14 protein-coding genes are annotated in these 15,433 nt (G+C 60.3%); 4 read left to right on the forward strand and 10 right to left on the reverse strand.

The features are described from left to right. Positions 1-5: 5 nt before the first annotated feature. Together secF and F1529_RS07620 are read left to right on the forward strand one after the other, a co-directional pair. Entirely contained in the window at positions 6-929 is a 924-nt protein-coding gene (gene secF / locus F1529_RS07615; protein ID WP_230457739.1) for a protein translocase subunit SecF, read from the forward strand. Between the two features lie 109 nt (positions 930-1,038). Then, positions 1,039-1,551, forward strand: a complete 513-nt coding sequence (locus F1529_RS07620; RefSeq protein ID WP_039926879.1) for a DUF2059 domain-containing protein — start codon at positions 1,039-1,041, stop codon at positions 1,549-1,551. A 119-nt stretch (positions 1,552-1,670) separates the two neighbouring features. Here the strand turns inward: F1529_RS07620 and F1529_RS07625 are convergent, their stop codons facing one another. The 7 genes from F1529_RS07625 to suhB form a co-directional block, all read right to left on the reverse strand. Then, complete coding sequence (locus F1529_RS07625) at positions 1,671-2,876, reverse strand: pyridoxal phosphate-dependent aminotransferase (RefSeq protein ID WP_039926881.1); 1,206 nt, start codon at positions 2,874-2,876, stop codon at positions 1,671-1,673. 81 nt (positions 2,877-2,957) lie between these two features. Next, the gene (locus F1529_RS07630; protein ID WP_007148374.1) at positions 2,958-4,364 is read right to left on the reverse strand and encodes an amidase; all 1,407 of its coding nucleotides are present in this window, start codon (positions 4,362-4,364) and stop codon (positions 2,958-2,960) included. A 35-nt stretch (positions 4,365-4,399) separates the two neighbouring features. Further along, complete coding sequence (locus F1529_RS07635) at positions 4,400-5,371, reverse strand: D-2-hydroxyacid dehydrogenase (RefSeq protein WP_155133413.1); 972 nt, start codon at positions 5,369-5,371, stop codon at positions 4,400-4,402. Positions 5,372-5,535: 164 nt separating this feature from the next. Further along, a complete protein-coding gene (locus tag F1529_RS07640) occupies positions 5,536-6,783 on the reverse strand; it encodes an aspartate aminotransferase family protein (protein WP_196220380.1) in 1,248 nt (415 codons plus the stop codon). Between the two features lie 93 nt (positions 6,784-6,876). Continuing rightward, a complete protein-coding gene (locus tag F1529_RS07645; RefSeq protein ID WP_155133419.1) occupies positions 6,877-8,031 on the reverse strand; it encodes an isocitrate/isopropylmalate dehydrogenase family protein in 1,155 nt (384 codons plus the stop codon). Between the two features lie 174 nt (positions 8,032-8,205). Continuing rightward, positions 8,206-9,663 (reverse strand): NAD-dependent succinate-semialdehyde dehydrogenase, encoded by a 1,458-nt coding sequence (locus tag F1529_RS07650; RefSeq protein ID WP_007149127.1) that lies wholly within the window; start codon positions 9,661-9,663, stop codon positions 8,206-8,208. A 183-nt stretch (positions 9,664-9,846) separates the two neighbouring features. Continuing rightward, positions 9,847-10,665: an inositol-1-monophosphatase gene (suhB, locus tag F1529_RS07655; protein WP_155133422.1), complete on the reverse strand. Its 819-nt coding sequence runs from the start codon at positions 10,663-10,665 to the stop codon at positions 9,847-9,849. 424 nt (positions 10,666-11,089) lie between these two features. Between suhB and F1529_RS07660 the strand changes: the two genes are divergently transcribed. After that, the gene (locus F1529_RS07660) at positions 11,090-11,872 is read left to right on the forward strand and encodes an RNA methyltransferase (protein ID WP_155133425.1); all 783 of its coding nucleotides are present in this window, start codon (positions 11,090-11,092) and stop codon (positions 11,870-11,872) included. Positions 11,873-11,943: 71 nt separating this feature from the next. Then, entirely contained in the window at positions 11,944-12,711 is a 768-nt protein-coding gene (gene cysE / locus F1529_RS07665) for a serine O-acetyltransferase (protein ID WP_007148881.1), read from the forward strand. Positions 12,712-12,825: 114 nt separating this feature from the next. On the opposite strand, the gene ychF is transcribed toward cysE, so the two are convergent. From ychF to F1529_RS07680, 3 genes are all read right to left on the reverse strand, one after another. After that, positions 12,826-13,917 (reverse strand): redox-regulated ATPase YchF, encoded by a 1,092-nt coding sequence (ychF, locus tag F1529_RS07670; RefSeq protein WP_007150675.1) that lies wholly within the window; start codon positions 13,915-13,917, stop codon positions 12,826-12,828. A 187-nt stretch (positions 13,918-14,104) separates the two neighbouring features. Next, positions 14,105-14,692 (reverse strand): aminoacyl-tRNA hydrolase, encoded by a 588-nt coding sequence (gene pth / locus F1529_RS07675; RefSeq protein WP_370456972.1) that lies wholly within the window; start codon positions 14,690-14,692, stop codon positions 14,105-14,107. An 8-nt stretch (positions 14,693-14,700) separates the two neighbouring features. Further along, positions 14,701-15,348, reverse strand: a complete 648-nt coding sequence (locus F1529_RS07680) for a 50S ribosomal protein L25/general stress protein Ctc (protein WP_155133428.1) — start codon at positions 15,346-15,348, stop codon at positions 14,701-14,703. Between the last annotated feature and the right edge of the window lie 85 nt (positions 15,349-15,433).

Here is a 15,433-nt window from a genome sequence, read left to right on the forward strand (position 1 = left end):
CGGTTATGAGCAAAGCACCCATGAACATCAATTTTATGGCCGCCCGCAAACCGCTGGGTGTCCTGTCGCTGGCGCTAGTCGTTATTTCCGTGGCGCTGCTGCTGACCCGGGGTCTGAACCTGGGGCTGGATTTCACCGGTGGCACGACCGTGGTAGTAAAAAGCCCGGTAGATGTGGAACTGTCTGAAATCCGTGCGGATTTGGCCGATGCGGGGTTTGGTGATGCGGTTGTTCAGCATTACGGTTCGCCAAAAGAGGTCAATATTCGAGTCGCCCCCAGGGACGGCAAGGATGCAGACCAGGTTGGCCTGAATGTGGTCGCGGTATTGAAAAACCACAACCCGGACCTGGAAAAACAGAAAGTGGAGTTCGTTGGCCCGCAGGTAGGGGACGAGCTGCGTGACGAGTCGGGCACCGCCATGTTGTTGGCGCTGGGTCTGATGATGGTCTACGTGTGGTTCCGGTTCTCCAACAAGTTCGGCGTGGCCACCGTGGTCGCATTGTTTCACGATGTGATCATCGTGTTGGGATTGTTCTCGCTGATTCAGTGGCCTTTCGACCTGACCGTGCTGGCGGCGGTGCTGGCGCTGATCGGTTACTCGCTTAACGACTCCATTGTAGTGGCTGACCGTATCCGGGAAGATTTCCGCAATTCACGACAGACGGACCCGGTGGCCATTATCAATGGTGCGGTGAACCAGACGTTGACCCGGACAATCAACACCTCCGCGACTACCTTGTTGGTGCTGGTGGCGCTGTATTTCTTCGGTGGCGAAGTGATGCGTTCCTTTTCGGAAGCCTTGCTGGTAGGGGTCTTCGTGGGTACCTACTCGTCCATCTATGTGGTCAGCAATATCCTCTTCATGATGAAGGTCAGCAAGGAAGACTTCATGGTTCCGGAACCGGAAGAAGTGGATGAAATGCCATAACGGCAATTGATCATTAATAGTGGTTAATTGATAGTAAAAGGCCGTGATTCGTCACGGCCTTTTTGCTTTTCAGGCTGGCGGTGCTGGCACCGCAATGTTGGAGATAATCATGAAAAAAATACTGACCGTACTGTTGCTGTCTTTCCTGTCGGTAACCGCACAGGCATCGGAACAGGCGGACAAGACGGCTGCCGCCAAAGAGGTACTGGAAGCCAGTAATGCCAAAGCCATTTTCAGTGAAGCCCGGCGACAGATTGAAGGCATGACCGACCAGGCCCTGACGCAGACTATACCGGCGGACAACAAGGCCATGATGGAGCGCTATACCTCGCGGGTACAGACCATTCTGGAAGAGGGGCTGGACTGGGGCGCCATGGAAGAGCAGATGCTGGCCATTTATCAGCGTACCTTTTCCCTGCAGGAGCTGCGGGACATGGCCGAGTTTTATCAGTCAGACAGTGGCCGGGCGATCATGAAGAAAATGCCCCAGGTAATGGCTGAATCGGTACAGATTTCCCAGCGCCAGATGCAGCATGTGATGCCGTCCCTGCAGCAGATGTTTTCCGATATGGAAGCGGAGTTGGCCCAGGCAGACGCACAAAAAGGTGCGCAGAAACCGTAATCGAAAAAGCCGGTATGGGTCGAACCAGGTGTAGTCGTAATCCGGCATTGGACTCAGGACGATGGCGGGCCGGTTGGGTGCTGTTTACGCCCAAGCCAGCCCGTTTTTTGCGGCTTTCCTTAACTGAAGTTCTGTTTCTCCATCCAGGGAATAATTCGTTTGAAGGCTTCTTCGATCTGATCCAGCGAGGTGGAGTAACTGATGCGCAGGGCGTTGCGCCCGGCGTCCCCAAAGGTATCGCCGGAAATGGTGCAGACCCCGGTCTCGCGCAACAGTTTCAGCGCCACGTTGGCCCCGTCGACGCCTTCCGGTAACGAGGGAAACAGATAGAAAGCGCCATCCGGTTTGTAGCCGGTGAGGTGTGGCGTCTGTTCCACCAATTCCACCAGCCGATCCCGCCGGCGCTGATATTCCTCCACCATGTTGTCGATAAACTGGTTGCTGCCACGCAGTGCGGCGACGCCGGCCCACTGGCAGGGCGTGTTGGCCACCGTGGTGGTGAACATATGGTAGCGGCGCAGTTTCTTGATGGCGCCCTGGCTGCCGATCAGCCAGCCGATGCGCATGCCGGCCATGGAAAAGGTTTTCGAGAAACTGCTGATCACCATGACGTGGTCCAGATCCGGGCAACAGGACAGCACGCTGGGGTAATCCTTGCCGTCGTAGATCAGGTGGTCGTAGACCTCGTCACTGATCACATGGATGCCGCGATAGGCCGCTTCTTCGACAATGGCTTCGATGGTTTCCCGCGGGTAGATGGTGCCGGTGGGATTACTGGGGGAGTTGAGAATCACCGCAAAGGTATTGGGTCCCATGGCATCAATCACTTCCTGGGGATCCAGCTGATGGTTGTTCTCGGCGCGGGTGGCAATGTTGCGCACGATGCCACCGTTCATGCGGATCAGTGGGCCGTAGAGCATGAAAGACGGGTCCGGCACGATGAACTCCCGGCCGGGGGCCGAGGTGGCCGTTAACGCCAGATACAGGGCTTCGGTGGCGCCGGTGGTCACCATGAAGTTTTCCGGCACCAGGGTGCGTTGATAGCGTTTGCTGTAGTACTCCGCCAGCGATTCCAGCAGCTCCGGCAGGCCGGCGTCCATGGTGTAACCGGTCTGGCCAGCATAAAGCGCATCCACCCCGGCCTGGATAACGTGCTCCGGCGGTTTGAAGTCGGGCTGGCCGATGGACAGATGAATCACATCGTCCAGGTCGGCAGCCAGATTCACCATGCGGCGGATACCCGGCACCGGAATGGTCAACAGGGCCGGGTTCCAGATCGGGTCTTCGCTTTCGTAGAAATCCGTGTCCAGATTGCTGTTTCCCATCATCTGCTCCTTATCAAACGCCGGACGCCAAGCGCTGGACGCCTGACGCTAAAAGATAGCCCTATGCGCACCGTCGCGCTCCTAGTTCTGTAGCATCGGTGGTCGCTGGGTAAACGGCTGAGCCTGTTCAAAGGCGTGGCCAGCGGCGAGCACTCGGGCATCGTCGAAACGGGCACCGACAATTTGTAGCGCCATGGGCAGGCCGTTGCTGCTGAGCCCCAATGGCACAGACAATGCCGGCTGGCCCGTCAGGTTGAAGGGGTAGGTGAAGGGCGTCCAGGTGGGCCAGCGGGTGCTGGGCCAGTCCACCGGCACTTCCCGGTTGGTGTCGAAGGCCTCGATGGGCAAGCAGGGGGTGATCAGCAGGTCGTACTTGGTGTGGAATACGGCCATACGTTCACTCACCGCCATGCGTTCGTTCATGGCGCCCAGGTAATCCAGCATGCTCAGCTTTTCTGCCTTGGTGGCCACTTCCACCAGTGCCGGGTCCATCAGGCTGCGCTGGCGCTCGCCCAGGTCGCGCATGGCATTGGCGGCGCCGCTGTAGAACAAGTGGCTGAATGCCGCCAGCGGGTTGCTGAAACCCGGGTCGACTTCGCTGACGGTGGCGCCCAGTGACTCGAAAACCCGGGCGGCCTCACGGGTGGCTTTTTCGATTTCCGGGTTCACGTCGGCATAACCCAGAGTGGTGCTTAGGGCGATGCGCAGACCTTTGATGGGCTGTTGCAGAGCGGCGACATAATCAATGCCGCGGCGTGGCGCGGCCAGACTGTCGCGGGCATCGGCTTCGCTCATGACGGTCATCATCAGCGCGGCGTCGGCTACGGTGCGGGTCATGGGGCCGGCGTGGGCCAGGGTGCCGAAGGGGCTGGCTGGCCAGTGGGGGACTTCGCTGAATGTGGGCTTGTGGCCGACGATGCCGCAGAAGCCGGCGGGAATGCGGATGGAGCCGCCCGCGTCGGTGCCCAGTGCCATGGGCGCCATGCCGGCGGATACGGCGGCCGCGCTGCCGCCACTGCTGCCCCCGGCAGTTTTGCTCGGGTCCCAGGGGTTGTTGGTGGGGCCACACAGGGGGCTGTCGGTAATCCCTTTCCAGCCAAACTCGGGGGTGGTGGTCTTGCCCAGCGGCACATAACCGTGGCGTTCCAGTGCGGCGACGGCCGGGGAGCGTTTTTCCAGGGTGCTGGCGGGATCGATGGTTTTCGACCCTTTCAGGGTGGGCCACATGGGGGTAAGGAAGACGTCTTTGACCGCAACCGGCACCCCGTCAAGCAGGCCGTCGGCGTTGCCGTTCTGGTATCGCTGTTCGGCTTCGCGAGCCCATTGCAAGGTGGTATCACGGTCGATCAGACACCAGGCGTTGAGCGCCTCATCATGGCGCTCAACATGATCCAGCAGGGTGTTGCACACCTCCACGGGTGACAGGGCGCCGGTCTGGTAAGCGGCTTTCAGCGCCTGAGCGCTCATGGTCAGTAATTCCTTACTCATCGACGATCCTCCTGGGGTGGCCCGTCGCGGCGGGCTCACCGGTTGGTTACATAGCCGTGTTCCTTGCTGACGGGGTTGTCCAGTGGCTGACCCCGGCGCCAGCGGTGGAAGTTATCGACAAATTGCTGGCCCAGCGCCTGGCGCCAGCCAATGAAGTCCCCGGCCATATGCGCCGAGATCATCACATTGGGGTGATCCCATAGCGGATGGTCGGCGGGCAGGGGTTCCGCTTCGAACACATCCAGTGCTGCACCGGCCAGCCGGCCGCGTTGCAGGGCTTGCATCAGGGCGTCGGTGCGCACGATGGGGCCGCGACCGACGTTGACGAGAGCCGCGCCGGGCTTCATCTGCCGGAAGGTGGCGGCGTCGAAGAGGCCGTCGGTGTCCGGTGTTAGCGGTGCGGTGATCACCACATAGTCCGCGTCACCGAGCAGGGCAGGCAGATCCTGTTGTCGGTGGACCCGATCAAAGGCGCTGTCCTGGCGTGCATGGCGGGCGGTGCCGATCACGTTCATGCCCATGGCGCCGAGCACCGTGGCGACTTCCCGGCCAATAGAGCCGGCGCCTACGATCAGTGCATTGGCGCCGCGCAGCATGCGGGTTTCACGGTGTTGCCAGCGGTGCTGTTCTTTCAGTACCAGGTTGCCGAGCGTGTCCTTGGCGAACATCAGCAGGGCGCCCAGCACGTATTCGGCGATGCCGCGATCGAAAATGCCGCGGGCGTTGGTGACCACGATGTCACTGTGTTTGATCGGGTCGATCATCAGTGCATCGACACCGGCACTGGTGGCGTGGACCCAGCGCACCGGGCAGTTATCCGGCCACACTTCTTCCAGCAGGTCGGTGCGGAAATCGGTAACCACCAGTACCTGGGTGTCTGGCAGCGCGGCCCGGAGTGCATCAGGTGTGCGCACTTCCCGCACCCGGGCGTGGTCGCTGAGGGAGTCCAGGCCCGGCAGGGACGGTTCGTCTTCGGCCAGCAGGACGGTGATGGTGGTGTCGGTCATCGAATCTCCTTTTGAGTTGAAAGTGAAAAGTTCAAAGTTGAAAAATCCGGGGTAGCTTGTCGTAAGACAAAAGCCTTGCCCGCTTATATTCAAAGTACAAGCGCGGTTTCATAGGGGCCTGTTAACCCTATGCCGGGATCGCGTTTTAACTTTCATCTTTTAACTCATGTTTCTTTCAGTGCGGCATCAAACAGTTCTACCGCTTTTTCGATTTCCGCTTCGGTGACGGTGAGCGGTGGCAACCAGCGTACCACCTGGCCCTGGGTGCCGCAGCGCAACATCAGCATGCCGTTATTTTCGCAATGCTTGAGCAGCTTGCCGGCGCGGTCGCCATCGGGGGTGTGTGGGGCACTGACAATTTCCAGGCCCAGCATGAGCCCCATGCCGCGAATTTCATCAATGCAGTCATGCTGTTTTTGCAGGCCCTGCAAGTGAGTAAGGAGCTGCTGGCCGAGCTTGTCGGCGCGGGGCACCAGCTGCTCTTCCTCAATGACGTCCAGGGTGGCCAGTGCGGCGGCGCAGGCCACCGCATTGGCGCCATAGGTGCCGCCCTGTGAGCCGGGGTAGCCGTGGGTCATCAGGTCGCGGCTGGCGGCGATGGCGGAGAGTGGGTAGCCGCTGGCCAGCCCTTTGGCGGTGACGATGATGTCGGGTTTGACATCGAAATGTTCGTGGCTCCAGAACTTGCCGGTGCGGCCAAAACCGGCCTGGATTTCATCGGCAATCAGCAGGATGCCGTGCCTGTCGCAACGTTCGCGCAGGCCTTTCATGAAGGCGGCCGAGGCGGGGTAATAGCCGTACTCGCCCTGCACCGGTTCGATAATCATGGCGGCGGTGTCGGCCGGGTTGCACTCGGTGGCGAAGATATGGTCCAGCTCGTTGAGGCAGTCGGTGACACACTGATCCATGTCCTGATTATAGCGATAAGCGTGCGGGAACGGGGCGATGCTGACCCCGGCCATCAGCGGCTGCCAGCCGGTACGTACCTTGCTGGTGGACGTGGTCAGCGAGGCGGCGGCCAGGGTGCGGCCGTGGAAGCCACCGCGAAAGGCGATGAGATTGGTGCGGCCGGTGGCCTGGCGCGCCAGGCGAATGGCCGCTTCCACGGACTCGCTGCCGGAGTTGGAAAAGGCCACCGCATCAAGTCCTTTGGGCAGGTGTTCGTAGAGCCGGTCGGTGAGGGCCAGCATGTTGGGGTGAGTGACGGTGGCGTACTGGGCGTGAACCAGCTTGGCGGCCTGAGCCTGCGTGGCGGCGACCACTTTGGGGTGACAGTGGCCGGTGGAGGTCACGCCGATGCCGGAGGTGAAGTCCAGCCAGCGGTTGCCTTTTTCATCATAGAGCCAGCTACCTTCGCCGCGCTCTGCGCAAATCCCGCTGGACTGAACCAGTAAGGGGGACAAATGACTCATGGTGCCTCCTTTCTCATCGCTCATTGCCGTCGTTGTCTGATGCCAGCGGGATGAAAATACGCCCCGCTGGTGCTCTGACGTTACCGGCCCGTGTTACGGAGCCAGCAATGCGTAAAGCCGTTGTCCTGTTTCCCGGGTGCCGGTGGCCTGGGCCCCGTTGGTCAGTGTGGGGTCATTTCCCCTGGCCAGGTCCGCCGTTACCGTGTCATGCAGATGTTGTGCCGCATTGCCCAGGGCCGGGTGGTGGGGGGCGAGCCATTCCAGGGTCATGGCCAGGCTGAGCAGGGTGGCGCGGGGGTCGGCCAGATTCTGCCCGGCAATGTCCGGTGCGCTACCGTGGACCGGTTCGAATAACGCGGGAATACTGTTGTCGGCCGGATTCAGGTTGGCGGAGGGGGCGAGTCCGGGGCCGCCACAGAGTACCGCCGCCAGGTCGGTGAGGATGTCGCCGTGCAGGTTGCTGGCCACCACCACATCGAAACGCCAGGGACACTGGACAAATTTCATGCAGGCCGCATCCACCAGTTCGTGGTGGGTGTCCACATCCGGATACTCCTGAGCCAGGCGCAGGAAGGTTTCGGTGTACAGGTCGCCCCAGAAGGGCTGGGCGTTGCGTTTGGTGATCAGGCAGACCTGTGAGGCTTTTTCGTTCTTGAACTGGCGCGGCCGATGACGTTGGGTGGCCCGCTGGCGGGCGCGCTCAAAGGCATGACGAATCAAACGCTCAGTGGCGGAGGCGGTAAATACCTCCACCTGCGTGGCCACTTCGTGGGGCGTGCCGGCTCGCAGGCGACCGCCCTGGTTGCTGTATTCACCTTCGCTGTTTTCGCGAATCACCAGCATGTCCACATCGTTGGCGCGTGGATCGCTGAGGTACTGGGGCGCGCCGGGCTGCCAGCGGGCTGGCCGCTCACAGGCCCACAGGTCCAGTTGTTTGCGCAGCGCCAACAGCGGCGAGAGAGAAATGCTGTCGGGCAGCACAAAACGGTCCGGATCATCCAGTGGCCCCGGGTCGCCCAGGGCCCCCAACAAAATGGCATCAAAGGCGCGTAGCTGGTCGACGCCATCATCCGGCATCATCTGCCCGTGTTGCTGGTGCCAGGCGTGGGACGGCCAGGGGAAAGAGTGACAGGACAGCGGCAACTGAAAGCGGTCAATCAGCAGTGTTAACGCTTGTTCGGCCACGGCCATGACTTCAGGGCCGATGCCGTCGCCGGGGAGCAGGGCGATGTTTAGCCGTTTCGTCATCCTTAACTCCTTTAACCCAGCATGCTCCACGCTGCACACAACAGCGCGCCTTGCGTGTGGCGCTGGCTTCACGTCTTGTAACCGCGGGATCACGTTGATGCGCGAAGCGCGAGGGTATGCGTTATTACAGGCATTGCCCCGTGTGGTTGCGTGAAGCGTGTTGCGTGAAGCGTCTCAACTTCCCATGCACAGGTATTTCGTTTCCAGATACTCTTCCATGCCCTGGTGGGAGCCTTCGCGGCCCAGGCCGGATTCCTTGACCCCGCCAAACGGTGCGGTGGCATTGGAAATCAACCCTTCGTTGACGCCGACCATGCCGCTTTCCAGTGCTTCTGCCACGCGCCAGCAGCGGTGGATATTGTCGCTGTAGAAGTACGCTGCCAGCCCGTAAGGGGTGTCGTTGGCAATGCGGATGGCGTCTTCTTCCGTTTTAAAGGGAATGATGGCCGCCAGCGGCCCGAAGGTTTCGTCCTGGCAGAGTTGGGCATCGGTGGAAACGCCGGTGATCAGCGTGGGCTGAACGAAGCTGCCACCCCGTTCGTGGCGTTGGCCCCCGGTGATGACCCGGGCGCCCTTGCCCAGTGCATCTTCCAGATGCTCCATGACTTTATCGGAGGCGCCCCGGTTGATGAGGGCAGCCTGGGAAACGCCTTCTTCAAAGCCATCGCCTACTTTCATGGCTTCGATGGCAACCTTGAATTTCTCCACAAAGGCATCGTGGATGCTTTCCTGTACCAGGAAACGGTTCACGCACACGCAGGTCTGGCCGGTGTTGCGAAACTTGCTGGCCATGGCGCCTTCCACGGCTTTATCCAGGTTGGCATCGTCGAATACCAGGAAAGGGGCGTTGCCGCCCAGTTCCAGTGAGACCTTCTGGATGTGTTTGGCGCACTGGGCCATGAGCTGGCTGCCCACTTCGGTGGAGCCGGTGAAACTCAGTTTGCGAACCTTGGGGGAGTCGGTGATTGCCGTGGAGATGGCGCCGGCGCTGCCGGTGATGACATTGAACACCCCTGCTGGAATCCCGGCGCGGTCGGCAAGTTCGGCCAGCGCCAGTGCGGAGTACGGGGTGGCGCTGGCGGGTTTGACCACCATGGTGCAGCCTGCGGCCAGGGCCGCCCCGGCTTTGCGGGTAATCATCGAGGAGGGAAAGTTCCAAGGCGTGATCGCGGCGGTGACCCCGATGGGTTGTTTAATCACCACGATCTGCTGGCCGGGTTTGGACGCGGGAATGGTGTCGCCATAGGCCCGGCGCGCTTCTTCGGCAAACCATTTCAGGAAAGAGGCAGAGTAAGCGATTTCCCCTTTGGCCTCGGGCAGGGGCTTGCCTTGTTCCAGCGTCATCAGGCGGCCCAGGTCTTCCTGGTGCTCCATCATCAGATCGTGCCAGGCCATCAGCAGGTTGGCCCGTTCGGCGGCGGTCTTGTCGCGCCAGCCGGGAAAAGCCTGATGGGCGGCGTCGATGGCGCGGCGGGTTTCGGCTTCGCCCATGCGGGGCGAGGTGCCGATGTCTTCGCCGTTTGCCGGGTTGTCGACCGCAAAGGTGGCGCCGTCGTCAGCATCACACCACTGACCATCGATGTAGCACTGTTGGCGGAACAGGGTGCTGTCCGTGAGAGAAACTGTTGCCATGAAGCGTCTCCTTGCTGAACCGTTATACCTGACACGCTAGCAAAGCGTGCCGAGATGTCCATGCCACAGACAGCACTTTCGTATTGAAGTCTAAGGAGTTTTTACAAAACGGAGTGAGGGGACAGGCAGGAAAAACCCTTCCTCCGCAGCGGGAGGAAGGGAGAAGGTGAGGCTGTGCGGGGGTTAGCGCTTCAGGCTGTCGTTCAGATGAGGTTTGATTTTTTGCAGCAAGCCCTTAAAGACTTTCGGGCTGCCGGCGACGATACCGCCGCTTTCCAGGTACTTGTGGCCACCGCTCAGGTCGCCAACCAGGCCGCCGGCTTCGGTAATCAGCAGTACGCCTGCGGCCATGTCCCACTCTGCCAGGCCGAATTCAAAGAAGCCGTCCAGCCGGCCGGCGGCCAGCCAGGCCAGATCCAGGGCTGCGGAACCGGGGCGACGCAGGCCGGCGGTGGAGGCCGCGATATCCGCGAACATGCCGAGGTAGGCGTCCATATGCGGGGCCTGGTCCTTGCGGAACGGGAAGCCGGTGCCAATCAGACAGCCATCCAGTCCTGCCCGGTTGGTGCAGCGAATGCGGCGGCCATTGAGGGCGGCGCCACGGCCACGGCTGGCGGTGAATTCTTCGTCGCGGTTGGGATCGTAAATGACCGCATGCTCGATTTTGCCTTTGAATTTGAGGGCAATGGAGACGCAGTACTGGGGGAAGCCATGGATGAAGTTGGTAGTGCCGTCCAGTGGGTCGATGATCCACTGGTAGTCTTTACCGTCGCCACTGCCTTCGAGCATACCGGATTCTTCAGCCAGAATGCTGTGGTCCGGGTAGGCCTTGCGAATCACATCGATGATGCGCGCTTCTGCAGCGCGATCCACTTCGGTGACGAAGTCGTTCATGCCCTTTTTCGTGACAGACACGGGATCACTGCTTTCAGCAGCTCTGCGAATCAGATTTCCCGCCTGACGGGCGGCTCGCAGGGCGATATTCACTTGCGGCGCATGCATGGCATCTATCCTCAATATGACGTGTGGCGTAACGGCTAGGAGCCTCTGAAGAACGCCTTGTGTGCTCAGCGTGGTCTGAAACGTGCAGTTGTTGTGTCTTGTCTCGACGGGCAGGGTGGTTCCCTTTCCTAGAGGCAAGGCGCAGCAAATGGGCGTTTCAGACCGCGCCCTCCGGGTCTTCCAGGCTGGCCCGCACTCGTTGTTGCCCTTTTTCGATGGATCGACATACACCGTCAAAAGCGCGCCTAGATTGCGGGCCAGCCTGAAAGACTGAGCACACAAGGCGTTCTTCAGAGGCTCCTTTAAAGAGCGCAGGGCAGGGAAACTCGGGGTTCCCGTTCCGGGGCGCGGATTGTAGCAGAGCCCGCGCGATCAGGGCAGCCGCCGTGTTAAGATTAGCGCCTTTTTTAATGAGAGGCCTCCCATGTTGGAAAATGTGCGCATTGTGATGGTGGAAACCTCCCACCCCGGCAATATCGGCGCGGCTGCCCGGGCCATGAAAACCATGGGCCTGTCGGATCTGCGTCTGGTGCAGCCGCAGGCCTACCCCAGTGTGGAGGCGACGGCGCGCGCCTCCGGTGCCGGCGATGTGCTGGAGGCTGCACAGGTATGCAACAGCGTGGACGAGGCCCTGGAAGGCGCCACTCTGGTGATTGGCACCAGCGCCCGTCAGCGTCGCATTCCGTGGCCTTGCCTGACTCCACGCCAGCTGGCGGCTCAGTTGTCTCACGATTTGGCCAATGCGCCGCAGGATACTCGCATCGCGGTGTTGTTCGGCCGTGAGGACCGGGGCCTGACCAACGATGAGCTGCGCCGCTGCAATCTTCATGTGAGCGTGCCCACCAACCCGGAGTATGGGGTCTTGAATGTGGCGTCGGCGGTCCAATTAATCAGTTACGAGCTGCGCCTGGCGTTGTTGGGGGACGACTTTGAGCTGCAGGAATCCCGTTCCCGTCGCGAGGTCATGCCGTTGCCGGAAATGTTCTGGGATGAGCCGCCGGCCACTAACGAAGCGGTATCGGGGTTTCTGGACCACCTGGAAAAGGTGATGGCGCAGAGTGGATTCCTGAATCCGGAGCAGCCCGGGCAGGTGATGACGCGCATGCGCCGTTTGTTTATGCGCGCCCGACCGGACAAAATGGAAATGAGCATTTTGCGGGGCGTATTGGTGGCGTTGGAGAAAAAAATGCCGCGAGATGATGGCTGATGTGCCGTAACAAACGGTTATTGGCGTCATCCTAACGGGCCCAGGCCCAAGGCTTCGATGTTGAGGTAGTTATGTTTGATCAAGTGCGCGAGGACATCCGTTCGGTCTTTCACCGGGACCCGGCGGCCCGCAATACGCTGGAAGTGTTGCTCAACTATCCCGGTTTGCACGCAGTGCTTTTCCATCGGTTGGCCCATGGGCTATGGACGCGCAACTTCAAGCAACTGGCGCGGTTGTTGTCCACGTTTTCGCGCTGGCTCACCGGTATCGAAATTCATCCCGGTGCCAAAATTGGCCGTCGTTTCTTTATTGATCACGGCATGGGGGTGGTGATCGGTGAAACCGCAGAAATCGGTGATGACGTGACGTTGTATCACGGCGTTACCCTGGGTGGCACCAGCTGGAGCAAGGGCAAGCGCCACCCGACACTGGAAGACGGTGTGGTGGTTGGTGCGGGAGCCAAGGTGCTGGGGCCGTTTACGGTGCACAAGAATGCCAAGATTGGCTCCAATTCCGTGGTCACCAAGGAGGTGCCGGAAGGGGCGACGGTGGTCGGTATCCCGGGCCGGGTGATTAGCCATCCGTTGACCGAGAAAGAAAAGACTCGCCAGGAAATGGCCGAGAAAATTGGTTTCCAGGCCTATGGTGTCAGCAACGACATGCCTGACCCGGTGGCCGAAGCGATTCACCTGCTGCTGGATCACATGCACGCGGTGGACAACAAGCTGGATCGGGTCTGCACCAACCTGAAAAAGCAGGGCATTCAGGGTTGCGATGAGAAGCTGCCGGAGCTGAAGGATGAAGACTTCGAGCCAGTGAATGCGGGCGGTACGGACTAAAAGGGCAATGAATAGTTAACAGTTAATAATTAACTGCGAAACAAAAAAGGCCGCCCGGAAGGGCGGCCTTTTTTATTCGCGTGTTGCATGAAACGTGGTGCGTGCAGCGTTCTCTTATACGTTAAACCGGAAATGCACCACGTCACCATCCTTGACGATGTATTCCTTGCCTTCCAGGCGCCACTTGCCGGCTTCCTTGGCACCCTGCTCGCCGTTGTTGTCGATGTAATCATCGTAGCCGGTGACTTCGGCACGAATGAAACCTTTCTCGAAATCCGTATGAATCACGCCGGCAGCCTGGGGCGCGGTGGCGCCAACCCGAACAGTCCAGGCGCGCACTTCCTTAACGCCGGCGGTGAAGTAGGTCTGCAGGCCGAGCAAGTCAAAGCCGGCACGAATCACCCGGTTCAGGCCCGGTTCTTCCATGCCCAGGTCAGCGAGGAAGTCGGCTTTTTCTTCGTCGTCCAGTTCGGCAATCTCGGATTCGATTTTGGCGCAGATCGGCACCACGGAGGAATTTTCTTTCTCGGCCAGCTCGCGCACAGCGTCCAGCAGGGCGTTGTCCTCAAAGCCACCTTCGTCCACGTTGGCAATATACATGGTGGGCTTCAGGGTCAGCAGGTTGAGGCTTTTAATTGCCTTGCGCTCATCGTCAGTGAGCTCCACGGAACGGGCCGGGTCGCCTTCGTTCAGGGCGGGAAGTACCTTGTCCAGTACCGGCAGCAAGCCTTTGGCATCCTTGTCCTGGCCTTTGGCGGCCTTGGTGGCGCGCAGGTGGGCTTTTTCTACTGTGTCCAGGTCGGCCAGGGCCAGCTCGGTGTTGATCACGGCGATATCGTCCAGCGGGGATACCTTGCCGGATACGTGGATCACGTTTTCATCGTCGAAGCAGCGCACCACGTGAGCGATGGCGTCGGTTTCACGGATGTTGGCCAGGAATTTGTTGCCCAGCCCTTCGCCTTTGGAGGCGCCAGCGACCAGGCCGGCAATGTCCACGAATTCCATGGTGGCGGGCATGACCCGCTCCGGGCTGACGATGGCGGAGAGTTTGTCCAGACGCGGGTCTGGCACCGGTACCACGCCGGTGTTGGGTTCAATGGTGCAGAACGGGAAGTTCTCGGCATCAATACCCGCTTTGGTCAGCGCGTTGAACAGGGTGGATTTGCCCACGTTGGGCAGACCGACGATACCGCATTTGAAACCCATGACAGACCTCCATTTTTCGAGGCCGCAATGCTACATGAGCGGCAAGCGACAAGCTACAACGCGCCGCAGCTATGGAGGAGGCGTGTACGCCATGAGGTCGCTCTCATGGTCAGGCGCGGCTCGTTGCTTTAAATCAAAGAAAGCGGCTCTCGCGTTGTCGCGTGCTGCTTGGGGCGTGTGGCTGATCTTAAGCTTTAAAGCCGTTGAGGTGGTTCATGGCGCCATTCAGATCGCCGCGGAGCATATCGGCGGTGTAGTGGGCGGCTTCATCGATGGCGCGATCGATCAGGTCCCGATCGGCTTTGGAGGGTTTGTTCAGCACGTGGGGGGTAACCCGGTCTGCAGAGCCGGGGTGGCCGATGCCCAGGCGTAGCCGGTAAAAGTCGCGGCTGTTGCTATGTCGGCTGATGATGTCGCGCAGACCATTGTGGCCTCCGTGGCCGCCGCCTTGCTTGAAGCGGGCACAGCCGGGGGGCAGGTCGAGCTCGTCGTGAGCAACCAGCATCTGCGTAACGGGAATCTTGAAGAAGTTTGCCAGTGCGGCGGTTGCCTGACCACTGCGGTTCATGAAGGTGGTCGGAACCAGCAGGCGGATCGTTTCGCCTTCAAAGGAGAAGGTGGCGGTGAGGCCGAAATATTTCTTGTCTTCGGTAAGGAAGACGCCCTGGCGTCGGGCCAGGGCGTCTACATACCAGACGCCGGCATTGTGGCGGGTGTCTTCGTATTCGCGGCCCGGATTGCCCAGGCCCACGATCAGTCGAACAGGTTCCGCCACGGTGCGTCTTATTCCTCGCCTGAGGCTTCTTCGCCTGCCGCTTCGTCGGCATCGTCATCAGCGGACGCACGGACTTTCGGCTGGTGAACCGCAGCTACCGGCTGGTCGTGGTCGTCGCCCAGAGCAAGCTGGGTCAGCTCCACGCCTTTCGGCAGTTTCAGATCGGACAGGTGAATAACGGTCTCCAGCTCAGCGTTAGCCATGTCCACTTCGATGAACTCGGGCAGGTGCTGGGGCAGACAGCTCACTTCCACTTCCGCGTAGTTGTGCTGAATCTCGCCGCCTTGCTTCTTCACGCCGATAGAGCTTTCTTCGTTGATGAAGTGCAGGGGAACGTTCATGGTGATCTTGTGGGTCTTGTCGACGCGCAGCAGATCCACGTGCAGCGGGTGGCCCTTGGCAGGATGACGCTGCATGTCACGCAGTACGGCCTGCACACTGGCACCGTCCAGCTTCAGGGTCAGGATGTGGCTGTAGAACGCTTCGTTTTCCAGGGCTTTTTTCAGCTCGCGCAGTTCAACGCTGATCATCTGCGGCTCGGCTTCGCCACCGTAGAGGATGCCGGGAACACGTTCTTGCAGACGACGCAGGCGGCGGCTCGCACCTTTCCCTGTATCGCTGCGGCTTTCAGCATTAAGCTGGAATTCATTGGACATGGTCTGTCTCCAGTATGCTCTCGGGCTTCCCGCGACCAGGTCGGCCAGAGAGGTTGATAAAACCACGGAGGATTCCGCGGGGGCG

The organism is Alcanivorax sp. VBW004 (assembly GCF_009718865.1).
Taxonomy (GTDB): domain Bacteria; phylum Pseudomonadota; class Gammaproteobacteria; order Pseudomonadales; family Alcanivoracaceae; genus Alcanivorax.

Excerpts from the sequence above, each read along its gene's own strand:
- secF (WP_230457739.1), top strand. The coding sequence starts at position 6 with ATGAGCAAAGCACCCATGAACATCAATTTTATGGCCGCCCGCAAACCG.
- F1529_RS07620 (WP_039926879.1), top strand. The coding sequence starts at position 1,039 with ATGAAAAAAATACTGACCGTACTGTTGCTGTCTTTCCTGTCGGTAACC.
- F1529_RS07625 (WP_039926881.1), bottom strand. The coding sequence starts at position 2,876 with ATGGGAAACAGCAATCTGGACACGGATTTCTACGAAAGCGAAGACCCG.
- F1529_RS07630 (WP_007148374.1), bottom strand. The coding sequence starts at position 4,364 with ATGAGTAAGGAATTACTGACCATGAGCGCTCAGGCGCTGAAAGCCGCT.
- F1529_RS07635 (WP_155133413.1), bottom strand. The coding sequence starts at position 5,371 with ATGACCGACACCACCATCACCGTCCTGCTGGCCGAAGACGAACCGTCC.
- F1529_RS07640 (WP_196220380.1), bottom strand. The coding sequence starts at position 6,783 with ATGAGTCATTTGTCCCCCTTACTGGTTCAGTCCAGCGGGATTTGCGCA.
- F1529_RS07645 (WP_155133419.1), bottom strand. The coding sequence starts at position 8,031 with ATGACGAAACGGCTAAACATCGCCCTGCTCCCCGGCGACGGCATCGGC.
- F1529_RS07650 (WP_007149127.1), bottom strand. The coding sequence starts at position 9,663 with ATGGCAACAGTTTCTCTCACGGACAGCACCCTGTTCCGCCAACAGTGC.
- suhB (WP_155133422.1), bottom strand. The coding sequence starts at position 10,665 with ATGCATGCGCCGCAAGTGAATATCGCCCTGCGAGCCGCCCGTCAGGCG.
- F1529_RS07660 (WP_155133425.1), top strand. The coding sequence starts at position 11,090 with ATGTTGGAAAATGTGCGCATTGTGATGGTGGAAACCTCCCACCCCGGC.
- cysE (WP_007148881.1), top strand. The coding sequence starts at position 11,944 with ATGTTTGATCAAGTGCGCGAGGACATCCGTTCGGTCTTTCACCGGGAC.
- ychF (WP_007150675.1), bottom strand. The coding sequence starts at position 13,917 with ATGGGTTTCAAATGCGGTATCGTCGGTCTGCCCAACGTGGGCAAATCC.
- F1529_RS07680 (WP_155133428.1), bottom strand. The coding sequence starts at position 15,348 with ATGTCCAATGAATTCCAGCTTAATGCTGAAAGCCGCAGCGATACAGGG.